The 13,650-nt window shown below is 68.9% G+C and carries 12 protein-coding genes; 6 read left to right on the top strand and 6 right to left on the bottom strand.

The window, feature by feature from the left end; translation table 11 throughout:
- Positions 1-93: 93 nt before the first annotated feature.
- From RUR_RS27500 to RUR_RS27485, 4 genes are read right to left on the bottom strand one after another with little or no spacing between them, the layout of a single operon-like run.
- On the bottom strand, positions 94-861 hold the full coding sequence (locus tag RUR_RS27500) for an SDR family NAD(P)-dependent oxidoreductase (protein ID WP_283138112.1): 768 nt from the start codon (positions 859-861) through the stop codon (positions 94-96).
- On the bottom strand, positions 858-1,673 hold the full coding sequence (locus tag RUR_RS27495) for an aldose 1-epimerase (RefSeq protein WP_283138111.1): 816 nt from the start codon (positions 1,671-1,673) through the stop codon (positions 858-860). The genes RUR_RS27500 and RUR_RS27495 overlap by 4 nt, the downstream gene beginning before the upstream one ends.
- Entirely contained in the window at positions 1,670-3,505 is a 1,836-nt protein-coding gene (locus tag RUR_RS27490; protein WP_283138110.1) for an ABC transporter permease, read from the bottom strand. Before RUR_RS27490 ends, RUR_RS27495 begins: the two co-directional genes overlap by 4 nt.
- The gene (locus tag RUR_RS27485) at positions 3,506-4,912 is read right to left on the bottom strand and encodes an extracellular solute-binding protein (protein ID WP_283138109.1); all 1,407 of its coding nucleotides are present in this window, start codon (positions 4,910-4,912) and stop codon (positions 3,506-3,508) included.
- 291 nt (positions 4,913-5,203) lie between these two features.
- On the opposite strand from RUR_RS27485, the gene RUR_RS27480 reads away from it, so the two are divergent.
- Both RUR_RS27480 and RUR_RS27475 read left to right on the top strand, forming a co-directional pair.
- Complete coding sequence (locus tag RUR_RS27480; RefSeq protein WP_283138108.1) at positions 5,204-6,364, top strand: ROK family protein; 1,161 nt, start codon at positions 5,204-5,206, stop codon at positions 6,362-6,364.
- A 257-nt stretch (positions 6,365-6,621) separates the two neighbouring features.
- A complete protein-coding gene (locus tag RUR_RS27475) occupies positions 6,622-7,746 on the top strand; it encodes an ROK family protein (RefSeq protein WP_283138107.1) in 1,125 nt (374 codons plus the stop codon).
- Between the two features lie 39 nt (positions 7,747-7,785).
- On the opposite strand, the gene RUR_RS27470 is transcribed toward RUR_RS27475, so the two are convergent.
- Both RUR_RS27470 and RUR_RS27465 read right to left on the bottom strand, forming a co-directional pair.
- Complete coding sequence (locus tag RUR_RS27470; RefSeq protein ID WP_283138106.1) at positions 7,786-8,130, bottom strand: ferredoxin family protein; 345 nt, start codon at positions 8,128-8,130, stop codon at positions 7,786-7,788.
- Positions 8,131-8,165: 35 nt separating this feature from the next.
- Complete coding sequence (locus tag RUR_RS27465) at positions 8,166-9,158, bottom strand: NAD(P)/FAD-dependent oxidoreductase (RefSeq protein WP_283138105.1); 993 nt, start codon at positions 9,156-9,158, stop codon at positions 8,166-8,168.
- A gap of 260 nt (positions 9,159-9,418) precedes the next feature.
- Between RUR_RS27465 and RUR_RS27460 the strand changes: the two genes are divergently transcribed.
- The 4 genes from RUR_RS27460 to RUR_RS27445 all read left to right on the top strand — a co-directional run bounded on the left by RUR_RS27460 (position 9,419) and on the right by RUR_RS27445 (position 13,574).
- Entirely contained in the window at positions 9,419-10,648 is a 1,230-nt protein-coding gene (locus RUR_RS27460; RefSeq protein ID WP_283138104.1) for a Rieske 2Fe-2S domain-containing protein, read from the top strand.
- Positions 10,649-10,684: 36 nt separating this feature from the next.
- Positions 10,685-11,638: a DODA-type extradiol aromatic ring-opening family dioxygenase gene (locus RUR_RS27455; protein ID WP_283138103.1), complete on the top strand. Its 954-nt coding sequence runs from the start codon at positions 10,685-10,687 to the stop codon at positions 11,636-11,638.
- Positions 11,635-12,525 (top strand): alpha/beta fold hydrolase, encoded by an 891-nt coding sequence (locus RUR_RS27450; RefSeq protein ID WP_283138102.1) that lies wholly within the window; start codon positions 11,635-11,637, stop codon positions 12,523-12,525. Before RUR_RS27455 ends, RUR_RS27450 begins: the two co-directional genes overlap by 4 nt.
- 170 nt (positions 12,526-12,695) lie before the next feature.
- On the top strand, positions 12,696-13,574 hold the full coding sequence (locus RUR_RS27445; protein ID WP_283138101.1) for an alpha/beta fold hydrolase: 879 nt from the start codon (positions 12,696-12,698) through the stop codon (positions 13,572-13,574).
- Positions 13,575-13,650 lie beyond the last annotated feature (76 nt).

Genomic DNA, 13,650 nt, shown 5'->3' with positions numbered 1-13,650 from the left:
GCCTGCGCCCGTATCCGCTCGTTCTTCTCGAGCAGATACGACCACCCTCCACTACCGACCTGTCAGCGTTCACCGCAGCCCGGCCTGATCCACCTAGAAAAGAGTGAATCCTCCGTCTATCACCACGACCGAGCCCGTCATGAAGCTGGATGCCGGACTGGCCAGGAAGACCACCGCCGGGCCGAGTTCCTCAGGCAGGCCGTACCGCTTCATCGCGGCGGGTTCGACGCACCACTCGCGGTACTCCGGCTGGTCCACGGGGGACGCCTCGGTGAGGATGTAACCGGGGGCGAGCGCGTTGACCCGTATCCCGTGCGGTGCCCACTCGGCGGCCAGAGCCTTGGTCAGCTGGTGCACCGCCGCCTTGGAGGCCAGATACGCGGGCTGCCACCGGGGCCGGTTTACGATCATGGCCGACATCGAACCGATGTTGACGATGCTCCCGCCGCCCTGTGCGACCATCTGCGCCCCGACCGCCTTGCTGCAGTACCAGAGCCCGTCCAGGTTGGTGGCCAGCACCTCGCGCCAGAGCTCAGGCGGGGTGTCCAGAGCCGCCCGGCCGATACTGATGCCGGCATTGTTGACCAGTACGTCGATCGGGCCCAATCGCCCGCTGACCAGCTCCACCATCCGATCGACCTGAGCCGGGTCGGTCACCTCGAGTTCGACCGGCAGCGCCGTGATCCCGGAGGCCTGAAGTTCCCGGGCCGCCCGCTCGGCGGCCTCCAAGGTGCGGGCGGTCACCGCGACCGCCGCGCCCGCCTCACCCAGTGCCTGGGCCAGTGCCCGGCCGATGCCGCGGCTGGCTCCGGTGACCACGGCGACCTTGCCCTGCAACGAGAATGAGTCCAAGACGGTCATGCTGTCTTCCTGTCGGTTGGCTGTCGCACGGCCCAGTGCAGCGTCATCGAGAACTGCAATGGCGCTCCGGGCTCGACGAGCTGGTAGTGGTGGGTGTTCAGGCCGTTGACCGGTCCGGACAACGGTTCGATACAGACGGCGTCGGCTTTGGTTTCGCAGACGATCCAGTGGCCGGCCGCACTGGCGACGGTCAGGTCAAGGGTCGGCCAGCGGATGATCGGTGGGTTTGCGACGGAGGTGAAGGAGTCATCCCAAGGCCGCGGGCCGGTGGAGGCGGACAGATGCCGCGGGATGCCGTCCTCGTCGCAGACATAGCGCAGGCCGGGTTCAAAGCGGTAGGTGAGCTCCGGTCCGCCGGCGATCCTGCGGGCGAACCACGGGTGGAAACCGACGATCGCCGGCATGGAGCGGCGTTCGTTGGTCACCGTGGCGCGTACCGTCAGCGCGTCCGGCCCCAGCTCGAATTCCTGCCGTACGGCGCCGCCGAAAGGCCATCGCTCGTCCAGTTCGATGCCGATGGCCCCGGTGCCGTCGATGTCCCAGGGCCGGTCGAAGACGAGACCGTGCAGGGCGTGCGGGGCGAGGTTCGCCGGTACCGTCCACTCCCGGCCGGCGAACGTGAACCGGGCCCCTTCCAGACGGCCGACGAACGGCGCCATCAGGAAGCTCCCGTACATGATCCGGTTCAGGCCGGCTGGGCCCGCGCCGCCGGTGCCCAGCAGCTCCGCGTCGCCGACGCGCAGGGACGTCAGGCGACCGCCGTCGGCCGGGTCCACGCGGATGGCGGCGTTCCCGGCGGTCAACTCGATCATTTGACGCTCCCTGCGGTCAGGCCGCCCACCAGATGCCGCTCGACGGCGATGAACAGCGCCACGACGGGTACCGTGGCGATCAGTGAGGCGACGAAGAGGTACTGGTAGTTGGTCTCGTTGAGGCCGACCAGTTGCTGGATGCCGACCGGCAGGGTGACTCGGTCGTTGGTCGGGTCATTGAAGACGGTCAGCGAGATGACGAACTCGTTCCACACCTGAATGAAGGTGAAGACCAGGGCGGTCACCAGACCCGGGCGCACCACCGGCAGCATGATGCGCAGCATCCGGCGCACCGGCCCGAGCCCCTCCATCATGGCCGCCTCCTCGATCGCGACGTCGACGCCGGCGAACTGGCCGTTCATGATCCAGGTGACGAAGGCGAGGTTGAACGCCGCGTTGACCACGACGATGGCCCAGTATTGGTTGACTCCGTCGACGTAGACGACCTCCTGGTAGATGCCGACGACCAAGGCCACAGGGGCGAGGACCTGCGTGATCAGCACGAGCTTCATGAAGGTCGTCCGGCCGGCGAACCGGTTGCGAGCGGTGTAGTACGCGGCCGGCACCGCGATCAGCAGGACCAGCGCGGTCGAGGCCACCGCGATGATCAGGCTGTTGCGGAGCAGCATGCCGAGTGGCAGCACCTCCCAGACGTCGATCCAGTTGCTCCACTCCCAGTTCTGCGGGAGGTAGGTGGCCGGCACCGCGTAGAGCTCGGCGCCGTCCTTGAACGAGCCCAGGAACATCACCGCGTACGGGGCCAGGAAGAACGCCGCGATGAGCAGGCCGGCCAGCGGCAGCACCACCGGACGCAGCCGCGGCCACACCCGTGGGCGCACCCGGCCGGATGCCGCTGCCGGGACAGGACCTGCCGAACCGCTCCGACCCCATCGCTCGCTCAGCCTGCCGGTCAGCGCCGCCCAGGTGCGGCCCAGCCACGACTGCCGCTCACGGTCGCCGTCGACGGCACGGAGGTAGAGCAGTATCACGACGACGAGGATCAGGACGTTGATCACCGACAGGGCGGCTCCTTCACCGGTGTTCAACTGCTCACGGAAGGCGATCTTGTATGCCCAGGTAAGAGTGGTGTCTGAGAAGTTCCCCGGGTTGCTCCCGGTGATGACCCAGATCACCGGGAACGAGTTGAAAACGTAGATGGTAACCAAGATGGTGGCGATCACCAGGGACGGGCGGAGCAGCGGCAGGGTGATGTACCGGTACGCCTTCCACGGACCGGCGCCGTCCATCTTTCCGGCCTCGTACACCTGCGGATCGATGGCCTGCAACCCGGCCAGCAGCACATAGGTGGTGAACGGGATGGTCACCACGATGCCCACCGCGACCACCGACCAGAAGGCATACCGGGGGTCCTGGTACCAGCCGATCGGTGTGCTGATCAGGCCGAGGTCCATCAGGAACCGGTTGACGATCCCGTTACCGCCCTCGAGCATGTACCGCCACACCGTCGAGGTCATCACCAACGATGCGGCCCACGGCACGATCAGCGCCCAGCGCACCAGGCGCCGCCCGAAGAATCGCTTGTTCAGGAACTGCGCCAGGCCGAGCGCGGCCACAATGGACACGCCGACCACGAGCAGCACCCACACCACCGTGTTGCTCAGGACGCCTGCCAGCGCAGGTTCGGCGAACAAGCGCTGATAGTTGGCCAAGCCGGCGAAACCGTGGCTGACTCCGGTCTCATCGGTGAGCTGCAGCGACGTCCAGACCATCTGCAGCGCAGGCAGCGTGATCACCGCGATGATGAGCAGCATGCTCGGCGAGATCCAGGCCAGCGACCGCCATCGGTGGCGCCGCATCATCGGTGACGCCACTTAGCCGCCGTTACCCTGCGTCGCCGCCGCTTGGATCTGGTCCAGAACCGATTTGGGGTCCACTCCCGGAGTCAGCGCGGTGCCGAGCTGCGCCTCAAGGGTGCCCTGTGCCTTCGGGAAGGCGGGGTCGGTGGACGGGTAGAACTTCGCGATCGGCAGCAGATCCAGATACGGCGCGAAGTTCGGGTCGCTCTTCAGAGCGGTGGACGCCGACTGCGTGGTCGGCAGGAAGCCCTGACTGGTCAGGAACCGCACGTAGTTGTCGCTCTGGTAGAAGAAGTTCAAGAACTTCGACACGGCTTCGGTGTTGCCCGGGTTCTTGAACGACACCAGGTAGTCCTGCACCCCCAGGGTGAACGGCTTGGTGCCGTTGTTCAACGGGATGGGGGCGACGCCGTAGTTGACGTTGGCGTTCCACTGCTTGAACAGGCTGGGGGCGAAGCTGGCCCCCATGATCATGCCGGTCTGGCCGTTGGCGAACGGCCGGAAGACGCCGTCGGTACGGTTTGTCTGCCCCGGGTTGGGCTGCGTCACCTTGTAGACGTGGGTCAGGCAGTTGAGGAAGTTCAGAGTCTGAACGTTCCGCTCACTGTTGACGCCCCACGTGTCGCCCGACTTCCACTCACCGCCGTTGGACCACATCCACAGGGACCACTCGCCCTGGTTCTCCTCGCCGCCCAGCGGCAGGCCGTACCCGGTGTACCCGGCCTCTTTGATCTTCTTTGCGGCGGCGACCAGCTCTGCCCAAGTGGCCGGAGGCTTTTCGATCCCCACCTTGGCGAAGATGTCCTTGTTGTAGAACAGCGCGCGGGTGCTGGCGATCAAGGGAAGCCCGTACTGGCTGCCCTGGTAGTAGCTGTTCTGCTTGAACGAGGGGATGAAGTCGTTCCCGACCGACGGGGAGACCATGGAGTCGACCGGCTGAAGCAGTCCGTTCGCGGCCCACCCGGAGAACTTGTTCTGGTTCAGGATATCCGGGTACTGCTTGGTCTGGATCATCGTGCTGACCTGCTGGTCGATGTTGTTCCAGTCGATGATCCGGATGTTGACCTTGTAGCCTGGGTTGGCCGCCTCGAACTTGCCGGCGAGGTCCTTCCAGTACGCCTCGGTGGTCCCGGTGTAGGCACCGCCGACGAAACTGATGGTCTTCTTGCTTCCCACCGTGGCCCTGGGCAGCTCGGTTTTGAGTGATGCCTGCTGGACGCGGAGGCTCTGGTCACCTCCGCTCGGCTGCTTCAGCGACGTGGTGGCGCCGGCTGCCGTCCCACTCGTGATCTGGTCGCATCTCTCCTGGTCAAGGGTGGTCCCTGAGGCGGAGGAACCGCCACCGCCCGCCGCACAACCCGTGGCCACCAGCCCCGCGACGCTGATGAGTGAGAACAGCTGAACCCTACGCCTTACTTTCATGTCACACCGTTTCTTGCTTGAAGATCCGCCTCGCGGGGGGTGGTTCGGAGTCGCGAGGTTAGTTAAGAGTAGCTACATACCTTCCCCTGTCAATAGGTCCCAGCTGGTCGCATTTGTCGGCTTGAAAACCAACGTGCCAGGTAGATCGTTTGTCTTGCAAGCCACCACTATCCGTGTTCGAATCGGTATGTTAGATTTCCGTACATACTTAGTGAGGACGGTAGTGCGGTGCGGCCACCCAGCAAGACACCCCCGCCCGGGCAGCCGACCCGGCGGCAGCCAACCGTCCTGATGACCGCAGTCAAGGCCGGGCGCGTCAACCAGGGCCGGGTGTTGCAGGCGCTCCACGACTTGGGGCCGCTGTCCCGGGCCGAGCTGGCCCGGTTGTCCGGGGTCAGCCGGGCCACCATCGGATCGATCGTGCAGCCCCTCCTTGAGGGGGGACTCCTCGCGGAGGGCGAACCGCAACGGGGCGCCACTCCCGGCGGCAAGCCGGCCCGGCCGCTGTGGTTCGCTCCGGACAGTCCGCCGCTGGCCGCGGTACACCTGGTGCCCGGCTGGGTGCAGGCCGCGCTGGTGAGCGCCGACGGCAAGATACTGGCGAACGCCGGCGGGCCCTTCCGAGCCGCCGCCCCGGCCGCCACGGTGGTCGACTGCGTGGTCGACCGACTCAACGCGGTTCTGGCGGGAAGCGCGGCCCGGGCCCTCGGCGTGGGTATCGCGGTCGGTGGCATCGTCGAATCGACCAGCGGGACCATTCTCGCCTGCAACCTGATGCCGGAGCTTTCCGGCCTTCCGCTCGGGCCGCTGGTCTCCGAGCGGGTCGGCCTGCCGGTCCACCTCGATCTGCATCCCAGGGCCCAGGCCATGGGCGACCGCTGGTCCGGCCCCGGCCGAGGCGAACAGTCCTTCGCGTCCATCTATATCGGCGAGGCGATCGGCGCGGGCCTGTTCCTCAACGGCGCCATCCACTGCGGGCCGGACGGGGCCGGCGGCGAGATCGGGCACACCATCGTGGATATCCGTGGACGAACCTGCCGATGCGGCCAGCGCGGCTGCTGGGAGACCATCGCCACACGCGACTGGCTGCGCGAAGAGGCCGCCCGGCTACGTCTGCCGACCGCGCACGCGATGACCACGGCACTGCTGGCCGGCCTGTCGGCCGCCGGCAACGCCGACGCCAAGGAACTGTTCGAGCGGTACGCCCGCAACCTCGCCCTCGGCGTGGTGAACCTGCAGCAACTCCTCGCCCCAAACCTGTTCATTCTGCACGGCGACGTAATCGCCGGCGGTGAGGCGCTGCGCGGCCGCGTCGAGCGGCAAGCACGCAGCCACCTTCCGACGCGATCCGCGGCCGAACCACAGATCACCTTCGGTGCCGCCCATAACCGCGCCACCCTGCTCGGCGCGGCCGGCCTGGTGCTGTCCCACTCCTTCCCGCTGGTCGGCTGAGCCGGGCCACGAGGAGGACGACTTGTCGGCATTCATATGGGACAACGATCACCGGCGCGACTCGTATATTGGCGTAGGGGAAAGATCCCGCGCGACCATGCCCGCTCTGGGCGCGCTGCACTGGGCGTTCCATCCGGATCGGGAGGTACCGTAGCGTGCAATCGGAGTCGACACGCCCGGCGGCGACAGCCCCACCGCCTCGGCCTCACTCGCCGCTGATCTCCCCGAACACGGTCAGCCAGGTCAATCGCGCCCGGGTGCTGCAAGCGCTCTACGACGTCGGCCCGCTGTCCCGCGCGGACCTGGCCCGGCTCACCGAGGTCAGCCGGGCGACGATCGGCGCCATCGTGCAGCCGATGATCGATAGCGAGATGCTGGCCGAGGGCGATCCCCAACCCAGCAGCGCGGCCGGGGGCAAGCCGTCGCGCCCGCTGTGGTTCTCTCCCAACAGCCCACCCATCGCCGCCGTCCATCTGCTGCCCGGACACGTCGAGACCGCGCTCGTCAGCGCGGGTGGCTCGATCCTGACCACGGCGAGACGCGAGTACCCGGCAGACACCCGCGACACCGACCAAGTCGTCAAGGCGGTTACGGATGCGCTGGATGAGCTGTTCGCCCCGAACCGACCGGTCGCCCTCGGCGTGGGCATCGCGGTCGGCGGCATGGTCAACACCGACAGCGGCACCATCGTGCAGGTCAACCTGGCTCCCGGCCTGGCCGGCCTGCCGATCGGCCCGCTCATCGCCGAGCACACCCGCCTGCCCGTCTACGTCGACCTGCACCCGCGCGTCCAAGCGCTCGGTGACCGCTGGTTCGGCCAGGGACGTGGGCTGTCCACCTTCGCCTCGCTCTACGCCGGAGAGGCACTCGGCGTGGGGCTGGTGCTGGGCGGTTCGGTACACCGCGGGCCGGGCGGCGCGGGCGGCGAGATCGGGCACAGCATCGTGCAGGTCGACGGCCTCCCCTGCCACTGCGGTCAGCAGGGCTGCTGGGAGACCATCGCCACGCACCGCTGGCTGCGCGATGAGGCGGCCCGGCTCAATCTGCCCTCGGCGTCCACATTGACGGTCGGACCGCTGGCCCGTCTCGCCGCCAAGGGCCACCCCGGGGCGGCTCAGCTGTTCGACCGGTATGTCGACAACCTTGCCGTCGGCATCACGAACATCCAGCAGCTCCTGGCCCCCGGGCTGTTCATCCTGCACGGCGACGTGGTCGCGGGCGGCGAAGCGTTGCGCGGCAAGATCGAGCAGCGAGTACGTCAGCGCACGGCCGCCCATCCGGGCAGCCTGCCGCAGATCGCGTTCTCCGCCCTGCACGACGACTCCACCCTCCTCGGCGCGGCCGGACTCGTGCTCTCCCACTCCCTCCAACTCACCCCCTGACGTCGCCCCGAGACCGCGGCTACGTCAAATGCACCCCCGTCAAGAGGCGGGGTGATCGGAGACCAAGGCGGTGTCGGTGCCCACATCGCCGATCAGTCTCGCGCCGCCGGGGTCGCCGAGGGGCCGGTCACGGCCTGGAAGTGGCTGTGAGAAGAAGGTGCGGGAGTCCTCCAGGTGGGTGTTCCATCTCCCGTCCTTGAGGGCGGCGCGATCTGCGGTGATCGCGGAAACGGGGCATTCGACCTCGCACGCGCCGCAGTCGATGCACTCGGTTGCGTTGATGTAGCTCTTCCGCTCGCCGACGTAGATGCAGTCGACCGGACAGACGTCGACGCAGGAGCGGTCGAGGACGTCGATGCAGTCGGCGCCGATCACATAACTCATGGGTGTCCCTCCTAGGGGTGTTCGCGAGGGCGGGGTCAGGGGCCGTCGGTGGAGTGGCCGGGGAACAGGGTGAGGGTGGGATCGAGGTCGACGGCCACATGGTTCACGGCGGTGGCGACCTCGCCGAAGCCGACGGACATCAGCCTCACCTTGCCCGCGTAGTCGGCGAGGTCGCCGGCGGCGTACAGGCGGGGCAGGTTGGTCCGCATCGAGCGGTCGACGGCGACCGACCTCGCCCGGAGTTCCAGGCCCCAGTCCCGCAGCGGGCCCAGGTCGCTGATGAAGCCGAGTGCGGCGATCACGTGGTCGGCCGCGGCCACCGTCTCGTCACCGGATCTCGACCGCAGCGTCACCTTCGCGAGGCGGCCGGCCGCCAGGTCTCCGTCCAGCGCGATCACGTGGGTGTCGGTGTGAATCCGGGTCCGCCCGGCCCGGACCCGCTCAAGGGTGGCCGCGTGCCCGCGGAAGGCGGCCCGGCGGTGCACGAGGGTGACCGACCGCGCGATCGGATCGAGGGCGTCCGCCCAGTCCAGGGCGCTGTCGCCACCCCCCACGACGACCACGTCCCGGTCGGTGTGCACCCCGGGGTCCACCACGAAGTACGACAGGCCTCTGCCGAGCCATTCCTCGCCGCACTCCAGGGGACGCGGGGTCGGAGTGCCGATGCCGGAGGTCAGCACGACGGCGCGGGCGTGGACGACCGTGCCGTCGTCCAGCGTCACGACGGGTTCGCCGTCGCGGTGCTCAAGGGTCGTCGCCTGCCGGCCGAGGAGGTACGTCGGGTTGAAGGCCGACGCCTGCTCCACGAGGGCGGCGACGAAGTCGCGGCCCCTGATCGCGGGAATGGCGGCGACGTCACGGATCTGCTTCTCCGGATACAGGGCCGTCACCTGGCCGCCGGCTTGCGGCAGGGCGTCGACGACGACGACGGTCAGGCCGCGGAACCCGGCGCAGTAGGCGCCGTACAGGCCCGCCGGTCCGGCACCGACGACCAGGACGTCGGCCGACACGGTCTCGGACGTGGTCACCACAGGCCTCCTTGAAGGGGTTGGGCGATGCGCTTCGCCGTCGAATGTAGGTACGGCGGCCCGCGCGGTCCTCCGATGAGGACCGCTCACCGGAACCGTCCGCGGGATTCCTTCGCCGTACGCGCCGTCCGGCACCGTGTTCCGCCAGGCGAACCGGACTCCTTGTCCGCGCTTCCGGCCGGATGGTCTGCTCTCGGCACCGGTGTACGGCGATCTCGATCGCAGCCGGCGACGCCGCCGTGAGGACCCGTGGAGCAGACATGACCGAGACCGTGAACCCCCAGCCCGTGCCCGTCCGCAAGCCGGTCCGGAAACATCGCGCGGGCAGGCTGCCGGGCCGCCAGGACTGGTCGAGCTGGCCGCACTACCAGGCCGCCGCGGCCGGGTTCCGCGGCTACTGGTATCCCGTCTGCTTCTCCTCGCAGGTCGGCGAGAAGCCCCGCGCCGTCACCCTGCTCGGCGAGCGCCTGTTCGTCATCCGCGACCAGGGCAAGGTCTTCGGTATGAAGGACCGGTGTCCGCACCGGGGGGTGCCGCTGAGCTACGGAAGCAAGCAGTTCCCCGGCACGGTCTCCTGCGTCTACCACGGCTGGACCTTCGACCTTGCGACCGGTGACCTCAAGGCCGCGATCACCGATGGGCCGCAGTCCCCGATCTGCGGCAAGGTCACCCAGCCGACGTACGACGTCGAGGAGCGCCTCGGCATGGTCTGGGTGTACGTCGGCGACGGCGAGAAGCCGCACCCGATCGACGGGCAGCTGCCCGAGGAACTGGTCGGCAACCCGGCGGTGGTGGGCGCGCGGATCCAGGCGCGCACGGGCAACTGGCGGTTCGCCTGCGAGAACGGCTACGACGAGGGGCACGCCAAGTATCTGCACCGTACGGCGCTGTGGCGGCTGTTCAAGCCGATGCCGGTCTGGAACAAGACCAAGATCATCAAGCGTGGCCGCTGGATCTACCGGGTGCAGCAGGAGCAGTTCTGGGAGGCGGACTTCCCCGGGCTCGGCAGGTGGTCGGGGCTGGCCTGGTACAAGGCCCGTCCCCCGGAGGGGACCGCGAACATCGGCAACACCGCCTCGCATCGCAAGGTCAACCCGACGATCGCGGACCAGGGGTTCCCCGGATTCGCGTCCGTCAGCATGCCGGGCGTCCTGCGGATCGTGTACCCCACCTTCATCCACTACGAGTTCTACGTGCCGGTGGACGCCGGCAACCACCTGTACGTCGGCGTGCTGGCCGACTTCAAGAAGGGCCTGCGGACGCTGCCGTTCTACGCCAAGTACCTCGGCGCGGTGCGGTGGCTCTTCCACGGCCAGTTCTCCGGTCAGGACAAGTGGATGGTCGAGGTCACCGACGCGCCGCCGGAGAAGCTCTACCGCCCCGACGACTCGCTCCTGCAGTGGCGCAAGCTCGCCGAGGACACCACCGAGGAACGGCTGGAACGGCTGCGTGCCCAGGGCGTCGAGCCCGCCGACGCCACTGCGGACTGAGCCGCGGCCGTACAAGGAAGGGAGCCAGGCAATCCGATGTCCGACATCGTGCTGGGGGTTGGGGCGTCCCACTCAACCCTGATGAACACCCATTGGGACCAGGTCGTCCACATCGACCGCGCCGAAGCCTTCCGCGACGCCCTCGGCACCGCCCGGCGGCGCATCGCGGAGGCGCGCCCGGACGTGGCGGTGATCGTCGGGTCGAACCACTTCCGCGGCTTCTGGCTCGACCTGATCCCCGCATTCACCCTGGGCGTCGGCGAGGTCGTCGCCGCCGGTGAGTCGGGGACGCCCAAGGGCCCGCAGCGGACGGACCCCGAGTTCGCGCAGGCCCTCGCCGCCGACCTGGTCGAGGCGGGTACCGAGGTGGCGATCTCGGCCCGGCTGCAGATCGACCACGGGCAGTCGCATGCGATCCAGTACCTGCTCGACGGCCTCGACGTGCCGGTGGTGCCGCTGGTCGTCAACGTCTTCGCCCGGCCGCTGCCCACGCCGGCGCGCTGCGTGCGGCTCGGCGAGAACCTGGCCGCGGCCGTCGGGCGGATCGCCGCCGGTCGGCGCGTGGTCGTGATCGCCTCGGGCGGGCTGTCCCACCGGCTCCCGTGGCCGAGCGACTGGACGGATCCCCACGGAGACGACGAGACCTTCCTCGTGGACGCCTGGATCAACGGGCGGGGCGAGTGGGAGCGCTACGACAAGCGGCGCCGGGAGATCATCGTGGCCGCGCGCCCGACGATCTTCCCCGAGTTCGACCGGACGTTCCTCGACGACCTGGAGCAAGGCCGCCTCCGCCGCTACGCGTCGATGACCACCGACGAGGTGGAGTCCGCGGCCGGGAACGGCGGCCAGGAGCTGCGCGCCTGGCTGGTGATGGCCGCCGCCCTCGGGTTCATCCCGGGCACACCGCTGGTCTACGCGCCCATGCCCGAGTGGCTCACCGGCATGGGCGTCGCCGTACTCGATCCCGGTGCTTCAGGAGAACCCCGATGACCGTCACGCCCGTTCGTCCTCCCGCGCCTCCGGCCGGTGCCGCGCCCGAGAGCCGGTTCGCCGACGCCGACGGCGTCACGTACCACTTCCACGAGCTCGGCGCGGGTCCGGACACGGTCTTTCTCCACGGCGGCGGCCCGGGCTGCACCGGCTGGAGCGACTTCGGCCCCGTCGCGCCGTACTTCTCCGCCGACCGGCACTGCCTGATCGTGGACCTCCTCCAGTACGGCAAGTCCGACAAGTGCCTGATCTCCGGGCCGATGTGGGACTTCCACGCCGCCAAGACCGTCGCGCTCATGGACACCCTCGGCCTGGAACAGGCGGACTTCGTCTGCAACTCCTGGGGCGGCACCATCGCGCTGTGCCTCGCGGCCCGGTATCCGGGCCGCGTCCGCTCCCTCGTGGTGACCGGCAGCATGCCGGTCTTCCACGGGCCGCTCGCCCCCCTGCCCGAGCGCGGCCGCCGCGGCCGCAACGCCCGCGACGTCTACTACGGCGGAGAAGGTCCCACCCGCGAAAAGATGCGAGACCTGATCACCCGGCTGGAGTGGTACGACGCCGACCGCCTGCCCGAGGAGACCGTCGACCTCCGCTGGCGGCAGAGCCTGGACCCGGGGGAGCGGGAGCTCGCCGCGATGTCGGACTCACCGCGCGGCGACTGGCAGGACCTCACCGGCGAGCTCGGGCGGATCGAGGCGCCGGTGCTCTTCATCTGGGGACGCGAGGACGCCTTCCTCACCCCGGACTACCCGCTCATGCTGTCCCGGATGGTCAAGCGCGGAAACCTGCACGTCATGGACCACGTCTCCCACCACCTGCAGGAGGAGCGGCCCGCCGCCTACCACGCGGTCGTCGACGGGTTCCTCCGCTCCGTCGGCCATCCGTGACCCAGACCTTGAGGAGACCACCCGTGAAGAAGCTGCTGATCCTCGTCGTGATGCCGGCCGCGGCCTACGCACTGTGGAAGGTGCTCACCCGGAGCAACACCCAGGTCCACCGCATCAACCAGCACCGCTGAGCGACGGGAAACCCCCGTCCCCGACCATTGGAGCACCCCATGACATCCACCGCCGTCGTTCACACCATCTGGACCGAACTGGCCGGCCTCGACTTCCGGGTCACCACCGTCGACGCCGGCGGGGTGCCGACCCGCTCCCTCCAGGCGGGGGCCGGCGAGCCGGTGATCTTTCTCCACGGCACCAGCGGCCACCTGGAGGCGTTCGCCCGCAACATCGGCGCCCACGCCGGGCGGTACGCCTGCCACGCCGTCGACATGCTCGGGCACGGCTACACCGGCAAACCGGACTTCCCCTATGAGATCCCCCGCTACCGCGATCATCTGCTCGCCTACCTGGACGCCGCCGGGATCGAGGCCGCCCACATCGTCGGGGAGTCGCTGGGCGGATGGGTCGGCGCCCGTACGGCGATCGACGCCCCGGAGCGGGTCGCCTCCCTCCAACTGCTCTGCGCCGGGGGCACCGTGGCCAACCCGAAGGTCATGGAGCGCATCCGCACCACCACCCGCAAGGCGGTCGCCGAGGACGACGTCGAGCTGACCCGGGCACGGATGCGGCTGCTGATGGCCGACGCCGAGGACGCGACCGAGGAACTGATCGCGATCAGGCACGCCATCTACCACCGGCCCGACTTCGTCGCGGGAATCGACAACCTGCTGTGCCTGCAGGACATGGAGGTTCGGGAGCGGAACATCCTCCGCCCGGAAGACCTCGCCCGGATCACCGTGCCCACCCTGATCGTGTGGGGCCGCGACAACCCGTTCGGCGAGGTACCCGAGGCCGCCGCCATGCACGAGGCCGTCGCGGGCTCGGAGCTGGTGCTGTTCGACGCGTGCGGCCACTGGCCCCAGCACGAGCAGGCCGCGCGGTACAACGCGGTGAGCCTTGCGTTCCTCGCGAAACACCCGGTGTCCGGATGAGGCGCCGGAACTGAGTCCGTGCCTGCCGGCCGTACGGCGCCCGAACGGCGGGCCCGCCGTCCGGCCGGTGCGGCGC

Source organism: Rhizohabitans arisaemae (assembly GCF_025996515.1).
Classification (GTDB): domain Bacteria; phylum Actinomycetota; class Actinomycetes; order Streptosporangiales; family Streptosporangiaceae; genus Rhizohabitans; species Rhizohabitans arisaemae.
This window is presented reverse-complemented; position numbering and strand designations above follow the sequence as displayed.